The organism is Pleomorphomonas sp. JP5, assembly GCF_023721815.1.
Taxonomy (GTDB): Bacteria; Pseudomonadota; Alphaproteobacteria; order Rhizobiales; family Pleomorphomonadaceae; genus Pleomorphomonas.
This window is the reverse complement of record NZ_JAMDLI010000021.1, coordinates 168,700-184,244: the sequence shown is the minus strand read 5'-3', so window position 1 is coordinate 184,244 and position 15,545 is coordinate 168,700. Positions and strand designations below refer to the sequence as shown.

Here is a 15,545-nt window from a genome sequence, read left to right as displayed (position 1 = left end):
CCATGGCCGACAGGGAAAGGGCGCCCGGCGCCGTCCGGCAGATCACTTCGCTCACCAACCCGCTCGTCAAGGACATCCGGGCGCTTGCGATGAAGAAGGTGCGTGAGGAAACGGGCCGCTTCATCGGCGAGGGGCTGAAGCTCGTTACCGATGCGCTTGAGGAGAACTGGCCGATTGCCGCCATAGCCTACGCGCCGGCAGTCCGCGACCAGCCGCATGTCGCAAAAGCTGCGGCAGCCGTGAGAGCGCGCGGTGGCGATGTGCTTGAGATGTCGGAGGCGGTGCTCGCCAAGATCACCCATCGCGACAATCCGCAGATGGTAGTCGGGGTATTCGGCCAGAGGCTGAAGCCGCTTGCAGAGGTCAAGGTGGGCGAGGGAGAGGTCTGGGTGGCGCTTGAACAGGTGCGGGATCCCGGCAATCTCGGCACCATCATCCGCACAGTGGATTCCGTTGGCGCCAAGGGCGTCATCCTTGTCGGCGAGACTTGCGATCCCTTCTCCTTCGAGACGGTGCGCGCCACCATGGGGTCGCTGTTTCATGTGCCGTTGATCAAGACCGGCCGCGAGGCCTTCCTCGCATGGGCGAAGACAACCGGTGTTCGTCTCGTCGGGACCCATCTCAAGGCGACGCACGACTATCGCAAGGTTGAAAGCCGCGTACCGACGCTGCTGGTCATGGGCAACGAGCAAGCCGGCATGACCGAGGAGATGACGGCCGCCTGCGATGTCCGCGTCAAGATACCGATGGCCGGTCAGGCGGACAGCCTCAACCTGGCGGTTGCCACGGGCATCATGCTTTACGAACTGAGGCGCGATCAGCTCAGTTGAGCCAGCTGCTTGTAGTAGTAGAGCGTGCCGGTGTAGCCGCCATGCGGTTTCAGCGCGTAGTTCGGAACTTCTCCGGCGAGGCGGAAGCCGCAGCGCTCGTAAAGTGGCCCGGCGCCGCCATCGCTCGCGGTGTCCAGCACGATCAGCGTTCGCCCCTTGTCTCGGGCAATCCGCTCAGCCGCGCCGATCAGGGCCGTGGCAATGCCTTGGCCACGATGGCTCGGTCGCGTCATCATCTTGGCGAACTCAGCCCGGTGCGGCTGGTTGGGAGGGCAGTCGAGCAACAAGGTCAGTGTGCCGACAAGCGTTTCCCCGTCGAAGGCACCGAGTATGACGCGCTGGCCCTTGTCGGCGGCGGTCAGCGATCCCCGCCAGAACGTTCGTGCGTCCTCCATGGCAAGCGGGTGCATGAAACTGACCGAACCGCCACCGGCAACCGTCTCTACGATCATGGTCGCCAACGCGTCGACGGTGACGGCGCCAAGGCCGAGTGGGTGGATGGTGATGTTCGACATGTCAGGTCCTCGTCAGCGCCACCACATAGCGGGCCGGTGCATTGCTCTCGTTTGAAATGGTGACGTCGGCCGGTGGCCCGAAGCCCAGGCTGTCGCCGGCTGCGAGACCATGCCGCCCGTCCGCGTCGGTGACGACGAGCTCCCCCTCGATCAGCCAAATCACCTGCCGGATGAAGGCGTAGGTGGCGGCAGGCAACACGGCGCTTTTGCCGGGCGGCATCACAACCTCGACAATCTCCAGCGGATGATCGGGGCGGAGAAACACCTGCCGCCGCAAATAGCCGGTGTCCGGATCGCGCCAGACGGCCTGATCGGAAGCCCGGACAAGACGGCCGGCGCCGGCTTCCGCTCGAACCAGCAAGCTCGCCAGTGTCAGGTCAAAGGCTGCCGCGAGGCGGACCAGCACGCCGGCGGTCGGCGAGGCGTCGCCGCGCTCTATCTTGGAAATGGTCGCCTTGCCGACGCCGGAGCGCGCCGCGAGATCGGCCAGCGACCAACCACGCCCCTCGCGTTCAAGGCGGATGCGCGCGGCAAGGCGGGCGCTTGTTTCGTCTTTAAAAGTATCCATTCGTCTCTTTTAAGAGACGTTTGGATCAAAGACAACGAAAAAGCGGCCGCCAATGGCGACCGCATTCGCTACTCTTCGGTCGCTGTCGATCAGGCGTCGATGTCGACGCCACTCGTTTCCTTGCCGAGCACCAGCGAAATGAAGGTGAGGCCAGCCATTACCGTCAGGTAGACGCCGACCCAGAACGGGCTGCCCGCCCCATATGTCCAGAGCGCCACGGCAATGAATGGCGCCACGGCGGCGCCGAGGATCGACGCGACGTTGTAGGAGATGCCGGAGCCGGTGTAGCGAACGTTGGCCGGGAATAGCTCGGGCAACAGGGCGCCCATCGGGCCGAAGGTCATGCCCATCAGCGTAAAGCCGATGATCAGGAAGGCCATGACGCCGAAGCTGCCGAGCGACAGTATCGGTACCCAGACGAGGCCGAACAGCATAATGGCGGCGGTGACCCAGAGCAGCGTCCGTCGGCGACCCCAGCGGTCGGCCCAGGGGCCGGACACCATGGTGAAGATGCCGAAGAAGACCACGCCGACGATCATCATCATGACGAAGGTTCGATAGTCGTAGCCGAGGCCGGGAACTGCGGCCGTGGTGGCGGCGCGCCCATAGCTGAGCGAGAAGGTCGTCATCAGGTAGAAGAGCACGTAGGTCGCCAGCATGTAGAAGGTGCCGAGGATCAGCTCACGCCAATGGTGCCGGACGGCATCGGCCATCGGCAGTTTGCGCACCTTGCCGGACTTCACGGTTTTCTCGAAGGCGGCGCTTTCCACCAGGCTGAAGCGCACCCAGAGGCCGACAATGACCATCACCGCCGAGAACAGGAAGGGAATGCGCCATCCCCAGTCGAGGAAAGCGGTCGACGGCCGGGTCGGGTCGTCGGACGGCAGCACCGCCGAGATAATGAGAAACAGGCCGTTGGCAATGATAAAGCCGATTGGCGCACCGAGCTGCGGGAACGTGCCATAGAAGGCTCGCTTGCCCGCCGGGGCGTTTTCCGTTGCGACCAGAGCCGCGCCACTCCACTCACCGCCGATGGCGAAGCCCTGGGTCAGGCGCATCACCACCAGCAGGAAAGGCGCGAACCAGCCGACCGAGGCATAGGTCGGCAGGCAGCCGATCAGGAAGGTTGCAATGCCCATGGTCAAGAGGGCGGCCACCAGCGTCACCTTGCGTCCACGCTTGTCGCCGAGGTGGCCGAAAAACACCGCGCCGAGCGGTCTGGCAATCATCGCGGCGCCGAAGATGGCAAAGGAGGCAAGTAGCGCCGTCGTGTCGTTGCCGGCCGGGAAGAACAGGTGGGGGAACACCAGCACGGCGGCTGTGGCGTAGACGTAGAAGTCGTAGAACTCGATGGTGGTGCCTACGAGACTGGCGAGGATGACGCGCGCGCGCGAATTGCCGGCGCGGGCGGCGCCGGACGAGCCGGCGAGAGTGGTACTGGACATGACTTTCCGTTCGTCAAAGGCATCCACCCGAAAGGTTGAGATCCCTCGGCGACAGCAGATGCGCGAAAACAAGGACGGGGAGCGAAAGCCTCTTCGAGCCTGTCAGCTTCCGCTCCCATCGTTGCGATGTCTGCGACGGCGTTGGCAAGCCGAACAGGCACCGCAGGAAGCGCGCTTATTAGACGAAGGTCGTGCTCATGTTAAGCGGTCAACAAGCGCCCCAGCAATTTTGTTACGCATGGCTGCCATGTTGCGACCGAACCATTCGCAATCGATGACGCTTTTGGAAGAAAGCAAATGAATCCCGGGGCATCCTCACGCAGCTATGCCGGTCTGAAAGGAACAGAAGGCCTCTCTTTGTTCCCTTCTCGTTCTTGACAGGCCTGCGGGCATCCGCTTAGGTTGTAGTGGCTCGGGAGATCGAACAATGGTCGCGCATGTCAGGACCGTGTGTTTTCAAGGCGTCGAGGCGACGCCTGTCGATGTTCAGGTCCACATGGGGCCGGGTAGGGTGCTGTTCAATATCGTCGGCCTTGGCGACAAGGCGGTTACGGAAAGCCGCGAACGCGTCCGTGCGGCACTCGCCGCCTCTGGTCTTGCGCTGCCCGCCAGGCGCATCACGGTCAATCTGGCCCCCGCCGATCTGCCAAAGGAGGGGAGCCACTACGATTTGCCCATAGCGCTTGCCCTCATGGTGGCGATGGGCGCATTGCCGGCCGATGCTCTTGCCGACTATATCGTGCTTGGCGAACTCTCCCTCGATGGTACCATTGCGCCGGTGGCCGGCGTGCTGCCGGCGGCGATCGCCGCCAACGCCGAGGGGCTGGGCTTGATGTGCCCGCGCGCTTCGGGACCGGAAGCGGCTTGGGCCGATGCGGAAATGCCGATCCTCGCTCCGATCAGCCTGATCGCCGTCGTCAACCACTTCAAGGGCACCCAGGTTCTGTCAAGGCCCGAGCCGAAGGTGGCCGATGCCGTTGCGAGCTTACCCGATCTCGCCGACGTCAAGGGACAGGAGAGTGCCCGCCGAGCGCTTGAGGTCGCGGCAGCCGGTGGACATAACCTGTTGATGATCGGCCCGCCGGGTTCCGGCAAGTCGATGCTGGCGAGCCGCATGCCGTCCATCCTGCCAGCGTTGACGCCGCAGGAACTCCTCGAAATCTCGATGATCGCCTCGATTGCCGGTACGCTCGCCGACGGGCGGCTGTCCGATCGACGACCCTTCCGCGCGCCCCACCATTCGGCCTCGATGGCGGCTTTGGTTGGCGGCGGTGTGCGGGCGAAGCCTGGGGAGATTTCGCTGGCCCATCGTGGCGTGTTGTTCCTCGACGAACTGCCGGAGTTCAATCCGGCGGTGCTCGACAGTTTGCGCCAGCCGCTCGAAACCGGCGACGTGGTGATCGCCCGCGCCAACAACCGCGTCACCTATCCGGCCCGTTTTCAGCTCATCGCCGCCATGAACCCCTGCCGCTGCGGTCTCGCCGGCACGCCTGGCCATACCTGTCGCCGTGGTCCGGCCTGCGCGGCCGAATATCAGGAGCGTATCTCCGGCCCTCTGCTCGATCGCTTCGACCTGACGGTCGAAGTGCCGGCCGTGTCGGCGTCCGACCTGATCGGCGCGCGGAGGAGCGGCGAGCCGTCGTCAGCGGTTGCTGCCCGCGTCGCGGCGGCGCGTGCCGTCCAGTCCGAACGCTATGTCTCGCTCGGTCTCGATTCCTCGGTCACGAACGCCACCGCGCCGGCGGCGGTGATCGATGGCGTAGCAGAGCCCGACGGCGCCGGCCTGGCACTTCTGAAACAGGCCGCCGAACGGCTGTCTCTCACGGCGCGCGGCTATCACCGCGTTCTGAAGGTCGCTCGGACGCTTGCCGATCTCGATGGCGCGGATAACGTTGGTCGCCTGCATGTCGGCGAGGCCCTTGCCTATCGCACGGGGCCGGACCGAAGGGCTCGAGCCGCCTGACAAGGCCCTCTTCAAGTCAGGGCAGGGTGGCTGTCTCGAAGGCGGCGCGTCGCAACGGAGTGCCGACGTTGGTGTTGCGGAGGCGTCTGGGGTGGTTGGTCGATCGCTCAATAACCGGTTTGGTGGCGCGACCGGGCCGCGAAGAAGCTTCATTCTTGTCAAAGTCCCGATTTTCACCTGACCATCAACCGATTGGCAACCTTGCCAGCCTAGCCTTTGCCTGCCCTGTCGAGAGCGGCCGGGTGGACGCATTCCCTTGCCGGGAGCGTCGCATGATCGCGCCGCACCTTCGGGACGGACATGACCGACCAACCGCACGCTTCGCCCGACGACTCATCGTCGCCCCGCCTGTCTGCCGGACGGTTGCGCAAGTCGCGTGCCCACTGGCGCCGTGGTCTGTTCCTGACCGCGGCGGCGCTGGCATTGACCGCCGCAGCGGGTACCGTTCTGCTGTCGCTTGCTGCGTCACCGTCACTGCTCGTCATTGGTGCCGCAATTGCTTGCGGGGGGGCTTTGTTCGAAGCGGGCCGCCGCTCGGCCCGGCGCGACTTCGGCCGTCTCTATGACGCTGCCGTGGGGGCCGCGGAAGAGGGCGACGGCTTCGGCGATCTGGTCATCTGTTGCGATACGTCCGGCCGGATTACCTCCACCAGCCCGGCGACCACCGCACGTCTGGGTCAGTCGCTCGGTGCTTTTGTCGGTCTCGACTACTCCACATTTGCCGCTGATCTCGCCGCTGGCGAGCTGTTCGAGGCATCCGACGTCGTCTCGTACGATGTCCGGCAGGTCCGTGCCGATCCTTGGCAGCAATTGCGCCGTCGTCTGACGGCACTTGCGGCCCTGCCCGGCCATGGCGTGGTTCGGCAAGGCTCCAACCGCCTCACCGGCGATATCTGCATAGAGACGATCGAGGGGCCCCGCTGGTTCTCCTTCTCCGAGGCTCCGATCATCGAGGACGGCAGGATTACAGGAACCCGCACACTCGGCCGCGACATCACCGAGCGAAAGGCGATCGAAGCGGCGCTCGAGAAAACGCGCGATGAAGCGGAGGCGGCAAGCGCCGCCAAGAGCCGTTTCCTCGCCATGGTCAGCCACGAGATCCGCACACCGCTCAACGGCATCCTCGGCATGACGGCGTTGATGCAGAAAACGCCGCTCTCTGCCGAGCAGCGGACCTACGCTCGCGCCGTAGAGACATCCGGGGAAGCTTTGCTGACCCTGATCGAGGACCTCCTGGATTTCTCGAAGATCGAGGCTGGCCGGCTGAGTCTGCAGCTCGAGCCAACCTCGCTCGTCGCTGTTGTCGAGGATCTCGTCGAGCTCATGGCGCCGCGCGCCGAAATGAAGGGGATCGAGCTAGCCGCTTACATCGATCCACGGCTCGACCGCCTTGTTCAGGCCGATCCTATCCGTGTCCGACAGGTACTGTTCAATCTCGCCGGCAATGGCATCAAGTTCACCTCCGAGGGCGGCGTCGCCATCGAACTGCAAATGGTGGAGGAAGCCGATTGTGCGGTCGACGTATCCTTCCTGGTGCGCGACACGGGCATCGGCATTGCCGAGGCCGACCAGCAGCGCATCTTCGGTGAGTTCGAACAGGCCGATCCCGGTCCGGCTCGCTCTCACGGCGGCACCGGTCTAGGCCTCGCCATCGCGCGCGAGTTGACGCGGCTGATGGGAGGCGACATTCGCCTGATATCGACACCCGGAGAGGGAGCGAGTTTCAGCTTCAGGCTCAGCTTCCCGCTGATCGAGGCAAGTAGCTCCGCCGCTTCCGCTGCTCCGGCTCAGCCATTTCCTGCCGAAGCGCCGGATGAGGTGGAAGAACCCTCCTCCAGCGTGGCCGTCGGCGCTCGTGCCGCTCTGGCCCTGCTCGCCGCCAGCTTCGCGACGAAGGATGAGACGCCGACTCCCGCACCGGCAGCCCCCACCCCGACCGATCGGCAGTTTGCCGGCCGCCGCATCCTGGTAGTGTCACACGCCCTCATCGAAGGTCCGTTCCTGATCCGCCGGCTTTTTGACGCCGGTGCCGACGTCACCCTTGCGACCCAGAAGGATATCGAGCAGGAAGTGGTTGGCTCCTGGCAGCCCGATGCCGTTCTGATCGACGCTGCCGCTGGCGATCCGCTGGCGGTCATCGAGCGGATCCGTGCTTTCTCTTCGACGCCGGTGGGCATTCTGATCAGCGCTGCCGAGCGACCGATGCTGCCTGAGCTGCAAGCTGCCGGTTACGGCGGGTATCTGGTCAAGCCGGTCAGGGCTCGTTCTCTCTCCGCCGTCGTCGAGACCTTGCTCGGTCATGGTCAGTTCGCAGCCGCAGCGGAGCCCATCGTCTCCGAGCCACCGCCTCCGGCGCATCGTCTTTCTGTGCTTCTCTGCGACGACAACGAGATCAACCTGCTGCTTGGCAGAGCGCTGGTCGAGAAGGCCGGTCACGCCGTCACGCTAGGGGCGGATGGCCAGAAAGCACTGACGGCAACGGCCACCATGCTGTCGTCGGGCGGCAGTTTCGACGTGGTTCTGATGGACTTGCACATGCCCGAGATGGATGGCATCGAAGCGGCCCGCCGCATCCGCGCGATGATCGCCGATCGTGACGGCCGGCAGCCGGTGATCGCCGCGCTGACCGCCGATGCGTTGCCCGAAACCAGGGCGCGCTGCGAAGATGGCCTGTTCGACGCTTGGCTCTCCAAGCCGTTGAGACCTGCTGATCTTGAAACGCTGCTCGAAGCGAGCGCCAACGGGGACATCGCCCACGCGTCCTGATGGCTCGGCGGTAACCTGAAATGCAAAGGAGGCGGAACCTTTGGGCTCGGCCTCCTTCTGCTTCTGGTCGCTCTCTTGCCTTGGCCTTAGCCGCGACGACGGCGCAACTGGTCGAAGTAGACGATCAGGATGATCAGCAAGCCGGTGATGATGCGCTGCCAGAACGAGTTGACGTTCAAGAGGTTGGCGCCGTTGTTGATTGTCGCCAGGATAAAGGCTCCAATCAGCGGGCCATGGACCGAACCAACGGCGCCGAACAGAGAGGTACCGCCGATCACGGACGACGCGATGGCCTGGAGCTCCCAGCCGTCGGCCTGCATGGCGTTGCCGACGCCGATACGGGCGGCGAGCAGCAGTCCGACGAAGGCGGCGCAGGTCGAGGACAGGGTATAGGCCAGATAGACGGTCAGCTTGACGTTGACGCCGGACAAGCGGGCGGCTTCCATGTTGGAACCGACGGCGAAAACGTAGCGGCCATAACGGCTATGGTGGAGGAAGATGTAGGCTGGCACGCCTACCAAAATTACCATCCAGAACAGGTTTGGCAGCCCCACGAAGTCGTTGCGCGAAAACTCCGTGAAGGTGTCGTTGACGATGTTGATGGTGGCGCCGTTGGTGACCAGGAGGCCGATGCCGCGCAAGGATGTCAGTGTCGCCAAGGTGATGATGAAAGGTGGCAGCCCCATTTGCACGATGCCGAAGCCGTGGAACATGCCGATCGCCACGCCTACGCCCAAGGTGATGATCACCGTGGCAAAGATTGAGAAGTCGTGGGTCAGCAGCCAGGCCGCAATGACGGTACAGAAACCGACCACCGCGCCGACGGAAAGATCGATGCCGGTTGTAATGATGACGAAGGTTTCGCCAACGGCCAGAATGGCGATCATTGAACCCTGACGCATCAGGTTCATGATGTTGGTTTCGGTCATGAAACTCTTGGTCGTCAGGCTCAAGACAAGGCACATGGCGAGCAGAAGTCCCAGCAGCGTCAGGCCGAACAGCCAGTTGGCGCTGCTTTTGCGGACGACCGCCGCCGACTTGGTATCCGTGGACATGTATTTCTCCCCCGTGAACGCTCCCCGTTCACACACCGATCGCTTCGGACAGAATTTCCTCGTGGCTCGCCGCATGGTAGGCGTGCCGGGCGACGTCCTCGCCTTGCCGGAAGACGTGCAGCTCGTCGGCGAGCTCGTAGACCTCGGGCAGGTAGGATGAGATCAGGATGATGCCGGCTCCCTCCGCGAGAAGGCGGGCCAGAAGGCGATAGATCTCAGCCTTGGTGCCGACATCGACGCCGACGGTCGGCTCGTCGAAGATGAACAGCCGTGCGCCGTGGTTGAGCCACTTGCCGATGACGATCTTCTGCTGGTTGCCGCCTGACAGCGACGACACCAGCGCCCCCCGGCCGGACGCCTTCACCTGAAGATCGGTAATCTGCCGATCGGCCCGCTGTCGGTCGGCGGAGAACGGCACCAAGCCGGCCATGGTGATATGTGGAAAGATCGGCAGGTTGAGATTGAAGCCGACCGGCAGGTTGATGCAGAGGCCCTGGTCGCGGCGGCTTTCGGGGGCGAGCGCGATGCCAAGATCCATCGCCTGGCGTTCGGAGCGGATGTCCACCTCCTTGCCTTGCCAGAAGATGCTGCCTCCGGTTTTGTGATGGCGGCCGAACAGCGACAGAACGAACTCCGAGCGTCCGGCGCCGATCAATCCGTAGAGCCCGACGATCTGGCCGGCGCGGACGCTCAACGATACGTCGCGGAAACCGGGGCCGCTGAGATTCTTCGTCTCGAGCAGCACGTCGCCGGCCTCGAAGAACTCCTTGTGATAGATCTGTTCGAGCGAACGGTTGATCATCAGCGAGATGAGTTCGGTTTCGTTGGTTTCGGCCGTGATGCGCGTACCGACCAACGTGCCGTCGCGAAGAATCGAAACGCGATCCGACAGCTCGAATACCTCTTCGAGGCGATGGCTGATGTAGACGATGGTGACGCCGCGCTCCTTGAGGCGACGTATCAGTGCGAAGAGCTGCGCCGCTTCGGTGCGGGTAAGGTAGGCGGTCGGCTCGTCGAAGATCAGGAAGCGGGTGCCGCGAATGGAGGCGCGGGCAGTCGCGATCAGCTGCTGCTGTCCGATGGTAAGGTCGCCAAGCAGCACGTGCGCAGGCAGTTGAAAGCCCAGATCGTCAAGGATCGACTGCGCTTTTCGGGTCATCTCACCCTTTCGCAGCAAGCCGAAGCCGACGTCTTCGTCGCCGAGGAACATGTTGGCGGCGACCGTGAGGTGTCGGCAGAGCACCACCTCCTGGTGAACCGCGTTGATGCCGAACTCGATGGCTTCGTGAGGCGTCGCCAGCGCGACCGGTCGGCCCTCCCAGAAAACCTCGCCGGAAGTGCGAGTGATCACTCCGGTCAGAAGCTTGATCAGCGTCGACTTGCCGGCGCCATTTTCGCCTACGATGGCGTGGATTTCGCCTCGGGCGAAGGTGAGGTCTGCCGGCTTGAGTGCGTGGGTGGCGCCGTAGCGTTTCTCGAGGCCGCGCAGTTCGAGAATTGGCACACTCGCGGCGGCGACGGCGGTCTCGGCCGCCTGCCCGTGGGGATTGGTTCCGACCATGATCGACCCGCGTCAGTTGGAAATACTGGGCATGCGGCCATCACAGCTCCAGCCGCGGTCCCAGACATCGACGGGGAGGGCGGCGGACCGCGGTCCGGCTCGGCATGCAGGAGCGCCGAAAAGGTCCGGCGCGACGTCCTCGGCGTCCGGATGGCCCGCTTGGAGCCACCCGAACGCCGAAACGAGACTTACTTCACCTTCGGGTACAGCAGTTCCTGGGCGCGCGGCTCGTTCATGTTGGCCGTGGTTACCAGGTTGGCACCGGTGTCGACGAAGGGCTCGACCTTCTCACCCTTGACGGCGGCGAGCGCGGTCTTGATGCCGTCGTAGCCCATGCGATAGGGATCCTGAACCACAAGCGCGTCGATCACGCCGTCCTTCAGGAAGCCGACGAGCTTGTCGTCGTTGTCGAAGCCGATCAGCGCGACCTTTTCGCCCAGCTTGTTCTCCGCGATGGCCTGGCCGGCGCCCTGGGCAGCGATCAGGTTCGAGGCGAATACGCCCTTGAGGTCCGGATTGGCGGTCAGGAGGTCGGTCATGATGTTGAGGGCGGTGGTCGCCTGACCGTCACCGACCTTGTCGGCCACCAGCTTGAGGCCGGGATACTTGGCCGCCAGTTGCTCCTTGAAGCCCTGGGCGCGCTGCTCGAGCGAACCGGCGCCCGGCAGGTTGGTGATGAGAGCCACGTCGCCTTCCACCTTGCCGTCATTGGCGGCACCGATGGCAGCCGCGAGACCGTCGGCGGCGATCCGGCCGCCCTGGACGTTGTCGGTGGTCAGGAAGGACGTGAAGGCCTTGGAGTCGGCAGCGGAGTCGATACCGATGATCGGCACCGATTTGGCGGCCTCGTCGATCGGCTTTCCAAGTGCCTTGAACTCCGTCGGCGCGATGACGAGGGCGTTGGCGCCCGAGGAAACGGCGTTCTCAATGATCGAAATCTGACCATTGATGTCGGCTTCGGACTGGGCGCCGAGCTCGGGCACGTTCACGCCGAGATCAGCGCCGGCCTTGCGGGCACCGGCAAGAACGATCTGCCAGTAGAAGGAGGTGGTGTCCTTGACGATGATCGGAATCGTGTAGTCTTCCGCCTGCGCGGCGACCGGGGCGACGGCCGACAGCGCGACGGCGCCGGCCAGCGCGACAAGCGTGCGACGTGTAATGCCAACAGCTTTCATGATGCGATCCTCCCGAGATCAGCGTCGCTCTCGACAAGGCCCGATCCATGCTCCTCAGCCATCGGACTTTATCGATAAAAAACAGCGACAGATGACAACTAGCCGAAACTCCCTTACGACGCAAGGCCCGCAAGCCCTGGGCGACCGACCCTTTGGTCGACACCACCCGCATTCCCCAATGCCGCCGCTAAACGAAGCTGGACAAGAGCTTATTACCTCATTTCAGGCAAAAATGAAACGAACTTGTTTCGACGTTCGGACCATCCTTCGTATTTTCTAATTGTCAGAACATTCCATATCGTTTCAATTTTCACCAATATGTTATTTTTCAATAAGTTACAGATTGACATCGACTTTTGGCCAATATCTAGTTCAGAATGTTTATTCTATCGACATCCAATATGGTTATTCATATTCCGGATGATGACTGTTGCTTGAAGTCGAACCGGCCTGAAAACTCTATATTTGTTGTCATGGAACTGCTCAGTCATATTGCATCTGCGCAGGATGATGGTGCTGTGGTCGGCACAAGAGATGTGCGTCAAGCCGTTCCACGACCTATTGCGAAAGACCAGTTTCGTTCCGTGTTCTTTGTCGATAATGTGCAGCTCGCACACGGCGCCGACTGATGAAAGAGGGGTGCTCGACGTTTTGGCCCGCGGGCCCGGGCTGCGGGGCGATGGCTGTGAAAGCGTGGACATCCTCTTTAGGACAGCGACGCGTGTGCAGAAATCCGGCCGATCGATTAGGACGCTGGGCCACGCCTCTTCCACGAAGAGGCATGCCGGACGCGAGGTGAAAATGCCGAAGCAGAATACCGTATTCAAGGATGCCTATAACAGGTGCCTGCGGTTGCTTGTGGTGGGAGAGAGTCTTCCCTCCGAGCCGGAGCTTTGCAGTTTGCTCGGCGTCTCGCGTACGACGGTCCGCTCCATACTGTCGCAGATGGTCGAGTCTGGCCTTATCGAGTGGAACAAGCGCTCTAAGGCGGTGCAACGTCCGCCTTCCAGAGCCGATTACTTTCCCGAGCACGAGACCAGCTCTCTGTCGGACATGATCGAGCGAACGTTCATGAAGCGCATCCTGATGGGAGGCGCCGAACCGGGCATGCAGATCAACGAGTTGGAGCTTGCCCGGGAAATTGGTGTGGGCACCACCTCCGTCCGCGAGTTTCTGATCCGGTTCAGTCGGTTCGGGCTGATCGAAAAGCGCCCCAACAGCCACTGGGTGCTGAAAGGCTTCACGCGTCAATTCGCCGAGGAGTTGACCGATGTGCGCGAAATGTTCGAGCTGAAGTCGGCCGCCGCCTTTGCCGGCTTGCCGGCGGACGATCCCGCGTGGGTCGAGCTGGAATCTCTTCGCCGCGCCCACGTCGAAGTTCTGGCAGATATCGACAGTCGCTATCTTGAGTTTTCCGAACTCGACGATCGCCTTCACCGGCTCATCCAGCAAGCTTCGGGCAATCGCTTCATCATCGACTTCTACGACATCATCGCCATCGTTTTCCATTATCATTATCAATGGAACAAGGCGAACGCCCGCGAGCGTAACGGCAAGGCGATCTTGGAGCACCTCGACTATATCGAGGCCCTCAAGACGCGCCGACCGGAAGCCGTCGAGGCCGCATGCCGGCTGCACCTTTCGTCGGCGCGTCAGTCTTTGATGCAGTCGTTGTCAACTGTCGCCTAACACCGCTTCCGTCACCTCTGAACCTTTCGGACGGAACCGAATTGCTCGACCGGGCGAAACGGGTATGAGGGCTTGGCGTGGCTCAGTAGGTAGCCACCTTCTGGCGTTGCTCGCCCAGCCCCTCGACGGAAAGGCGCAGCATGTCCCCCGCCTTGAGGAATACCGGCGGCTTCCTGCCCATGCCGACGCCCGGCGGCGTACCGGTGGTAATGACGTCGCCCGGGTCAAGCCTGACGAAGCGAGACACGTAGGACACCAGCGTCCGGACACCGAACACCATGGTTGCCGTGCTGCCGCGCTGGCGTGCGGAACCGTTCAGGTCGAGCTCCATGGCGAGTGCCTGCACGTCGGCGATCTCGTCGGGTGTTACCAGCCACGGGCCGAGCGGGCCGAAAGTCGGGGCGCTCTTCCCCTTCAGCCACTGGCCGGAGCCTTCCATCTGGAAGGCGCGTTCGGAAACGTCATTGCAAAGCACGAATCCGGCAATGTGGTCGAAGGCATCTGTTTCCTCGACTTGCCACGCGGTCTCGCCGATCACGATGGCAAGTTCTACCTCCCAGTCGAGCTTGGTGGCCCCGGGGGGAATCAGGATGTCGTCATTCGGGCCGACGATGCAGTTGGGCGCCTTGCTGAACAGGAGGGGCTCGGATGGCACCGTGCCGCCAGTCTCAGCGGCATGATCCGCATAGTTCATGCCTACGGCAATGAAGTTGCGTGTGCCGGCTACCGGCGCACCGAGGTGTGTACCCTCCGGCACCAGCGGCAAGCTCTCGGGATCGATGGCGGCAAGTTTGGCGAGTGAGGCTCTCGACAACGCTGCGCCGGAGAGGTCTGCGATGTGGGAGGAGAGATCACGATGGCGGCCTGCCGTGTCGACGAGGCCGGGTTTCTCGGCGCCGACAGCGCCATGGCGAATGAGCTTCATGAGGGATGTTCCGTAAAAGAAGCGGTCTTTGCTTCTATCGCGGGAGCGCGGCGGCGGAAAGGCAGCAAACGGTGCCTCTGCAACCTTCGTCGGGCTCCTGAGGTCATAAAATTCCTTTACTGTTCGCGGCAATGGCCGCCGTCTCTCATTTGCCCGAGGCTTCCATGAGCGTTCCGACGCGTCTGATCGACACGCATCTGCATCTCGTCTACCGGGATAGTCTCACCTATCCTTGGCTTGGAAGCGAGCCGACACTCGCCTCGCACGACTGGACCTACGAGCTCTATGCTGAGGAGGCGCACCCGCACGGTGTCACCGACTGTCTTCATATGGAGGTCGATGTCATCGAATCCGACTTCGGTCACGAGATCGAGTTCGTTCGAAGCCTGGCCGGAGGAGCTGCTCGCCGTATCCGTGCCGCCATCTCCAATGCCCGGCCGGAGCGGACCGGTTTCGCCGCCGAAGTCGATCGCGCTTGCAGCGATCCATTCGTCCGAGGTTTTCGGCGCATCCTGCATGTCGTGCCGGATGACGTCTCAAGAGCCCGGGTTTTTCGCGAGAATGTAGGCCGTCTTGCCGGTACGGGGCTGACCTTCGACATCTGCGTTCGTTCCGACCAACTCGGCCTCGCGGCGGAGCTCGTCGATGCCTGTCCCGGCGTTTCTTTCGTGCTCGATCATTGTGGCGGTGGTTCGGCTTCGCAGCCGGAGCTTTTCGCGACCTGGAAGGCTGGTCTGATCGAACTTGCCCGGCGCCCGGATGTGGTGGCCAAGGTGTCCGGCGTCATCGGCACGGTAGGCGACAATTGGACCGTCGACGATCTCAGACCTGTGGTGGAAACCACCATTGAAGTTTTCGGATGGGACCGGGTGGTCTGGGGAAGCGATTGGCCGTGGTCCGCGCAGCGAGCCTCGCTAACGGATTGGATCAACGCCACAAACCGGCTTCTCGAGGGTGCCAGCGAAACGGAACGGGACAAGCTGTTTCACCGCAACGCAGCCCGCATTTACGGAGTTGGCTGACGGGAACCCGCAAACCTGTCGGTTTGTCGGC

At 62.9% G+C, this 15,545-nt stretch carries 12 protein-coding genes; 5 read left to right on the top strand and 7 right to left on the bottom strand.

All coding sequences use genetic code 11. From position 1 onward, the window contains the following. The first annotated feature begins 2 nt into the window (after positions 1-2). Positions 3-830: an RNA methyltransferase gene (locus tag M4J40_RS18765; protein WP_251755938.1), complete on the top strand. Its 828-nt coding sequence runs from the start codon at positions 3-5 to the stop codon at positions 828-830. Here the strand turns inward: M4J40_RS18765 and M4J40_RS18760 are convergent. The 3 genes from M4J40_RS18760 to M4J40_RS18750 form a co-directional block, all read right to left on the bottom strand. Then, complete coding sequence (locus M4J40_RS18760) at positions 818-1,345, bottom strand: N-acetyltransferase (protein ID WP_251755937.1); 528 nt, start codon at positions 1,343-1,345, stop codon at positions 818-820. The two genes, M4J40_RS18765 and M4J40_RS18760, sit on opposite strands and share 13 nt — an antisense overlap. Position 1,346: 1 nt before the next feature. Next, entirely contained in the window at positions 1,347-1,913 is a 567-nt protein-coding gene (locus M4J40_RS18755) for an XRE family transcriptional regulator (protein WP_251755936.1), read from the bottom strand. An 89-nt stretch (positions 1,914-2,002) separates the two neighbouring features. After that, entirely contained in the window at positions 2,003-3,358 is a 1,356-nt protein-coding gene (locus M4J40_RS18750) for an MFS transporter (protein ID WP_251755935.1), read from the bottom strand. Between the two features lie 427 nt (positions 3,359-3,785). Here M4J40_RS18750 and M4J40_RS18745 point away from each other — a divergent pair, with 427 nt between their 5' ends. Both M4J40_RS18745 and M4J40_RS18740 read left to right on the top strand, forming a co-directional pair. Further along, positions 3,786-5,321 (top strand): YifB family Mg chelatase-like AAA ATPase, encoded by a 1,536-nt coding sequence (locus M4J40_RS18745; protein ID WP_251755934.1) that lies wholly within the window; start codon positions 3,786-3,788, stop codon positions 5,319-5,321. A gap of 300 nt (positions 5,322-5,621) precedes the next feature. Beyond that, entirely contained in the window at positions 5,622-8,087 is a 2,466-nt protein-coding gene (locus M4J40_RS18740) for an ATP-binding protein (protein ID WP_251755933.1), read from the top strand. Positions 8,088-8,173: 86 nt separating this feature from the next. On the opposite strand, the gene M4J40_RS18735 is transcribed toward M4J40_RS18740, so the two are convergent. The 3 genes from M4J40_RS18735 to M4J40_RS18725 all read right to left on the bottom strand — a co-directional run bounded on the left by M4J40_RS18735 (position 8,174) and on the right by M4J40_RS18725 (position 11,878). After that, complete coding sequence (locus M4J40_RS18735; RefSeq protein WP_251755932.1) at positions 8,174-9,142, bottom strand: ABC transporter permease; 969 nt, start codon at positions 9,140-9,142, stop codon at positions 8,174-8,176. 28 nt (positions 9,143-9,170) lie between these two features. Then, positions 9,171-10,703 (bottom strand): sugar ABC transporter ATP-binding protein, encoded by a 1,533-nt coding sequence (locus M4J40_RS18730; RefSeq protein WP_251755931.1) that lies wholly within the window; start codon positions 10,701-10,703, stop codon positions 9,171-9,173. A 188-nt stretch (positions 10,704-10,891) separates the two neighbouring features. Continuing rightward, positions 10,892-11,878, bottom strand: coding sequence for an ABC transporter substrate-binding protein (locus M4J40_RS18725; protein ID WP_251755930.1), 987 nt, complete (start codon positions 11,876-11,878; stop codon positions 10,892-10,894). A gap of 801 nt (positions 11,879-12,679) precedes the next feature. On the opposite strand from M4J40_RS18725, the gene M4J40_RS18720 reads away from it, so the two are divergent. Beyond that, positions 12,680-13,567, top strand: coding sequence for a GntR family transcriptional regulator (locus M4J40_RS18720; RefSeq protein ID WP_251756072.1), 888 nt, complete (start codon positions 12,680-12,682; stop codon positions 13,565-13,567). A gap of 82 nt (positions 13,568-13,649) precedes the next feature. Here the strand turns inward: M4J40_RS18720 and M4J40_RS18715 are convergent, their stop codons facing one another. Then, a complete protein-coding gene (locus M4J40_RS18715; RefSeq protein WP_251755929.1) occupies positions 13,650-14,492 on the bottom strand; it encodes a fumarylacetoacetate hydrolase family protein in 843 nt (280 codons plus the stop codon). A gap of 164 nt (positions 14,493-14,656) precedes the next feature. Between M4J40_RS18715 and M4J40_RS18710 the strand changes: the two genes are divergently transcribed. Beyond that, a complete protein-coding gene (locus tag M4J40_RS18710) occupies positions 14,657-15,514 on the top strand; it encodes an amidohydrolase (protein ID WP_251755928.1) in 858 nt (285 codons plus the stop codon). Positions 15,515-15,545 lie beyond the last annotated feature (31 nt).

Excerpts from the sequence above, each read along its gene's own strand:
- M4J40_RS18750 (WP_251755935.1), bottom strand. The coding sequence starts at position 3,358 with ATGTCCAGTACCACTCTCGCCGGCTCGTCCGGCGCCGCCCGCGCCGGC.
- M4J40_RS18740 (WP_251755933.1), top strand. The coding sequence starts at position 5,622 with ATGACCGACCAACCGCACGCTTCGCCCGACGACTCATCGTCGCCCCGC.
- M4J40_RS18735 (WP_251755932.1), bottom strand. The coding sequence starts at position 9,142 with ATGTCCACGGATACCAAGTCGGCGGCGGTCGTCCGCAAAAGCAGCGCC.
- M4J40_RS18755 (WP_251755936.1), bottom strand. The coding sequence starts at position 1,913 with ATGGATACTTTTAAAGACGAAACAAGCGCCCGCCTTGCCGCGCGCATC.
- M4J40_RS18725 (WP_251755930.1), bottom strand. The coding sequence starts at position 11,878 with ATGAAAGCTGTTGGCATTACACGTCGCACGCTTGTCGCGCTGGCCGGC.
- M4J40_RS18715 (WP_251755929.1), bottom strand. The coding sequence starts at position 14,492 with ATGAAGCTCATTCGCCATGGCGCTGTCGGCGCCGAGAAACCCGGCCTC.
- M4J40_RS18765 (WP_251755938.1), top strand. The coding sequence starts at position 3 with ATGGCCGACAGGGAAAGGGCGCCCGGCGCCGTCCGGCAGATCACTTCG.
- M4J40_RS18720 (WP_251756072.1), top strand. The coding sequence starts at position 12,680 with ATGCCGAAGCAGAATACCGTATTCAAGGATGCCTATAACAGGTGCCTG.
- M4J40_RS18760 (WP_251755937.1), bottom strand. The coding sequence starts at position 1,345 with ATGTCGAACATCACCATCCACCCACTCGGCCTTGGCGCCGTCACCGTC.
- M4J40_RS18730 (WP_251755931.1), bottom strand. The coding sequence starts at position 10,703 with ATGGTCGGAACCAATCCCCACGGGCAGGCGGCCGAGACCGCCGTCGCC.
- M4J40_RS18745 (WP_251755934.1), top strand. The coding sequence starts at position 3,786 with ATGGTCGCGCATGTCAGGACCGTGTGTTTTCAAGGCGTCGAGGCGACG.
- M4J40_RS18710 (WP_251755928.1), top strand. The coding sequence starts at position 14,657 with ATGAGCGTTCCGACGCGTCTGATCGACACGCATCTGCATCTCGTCTAC.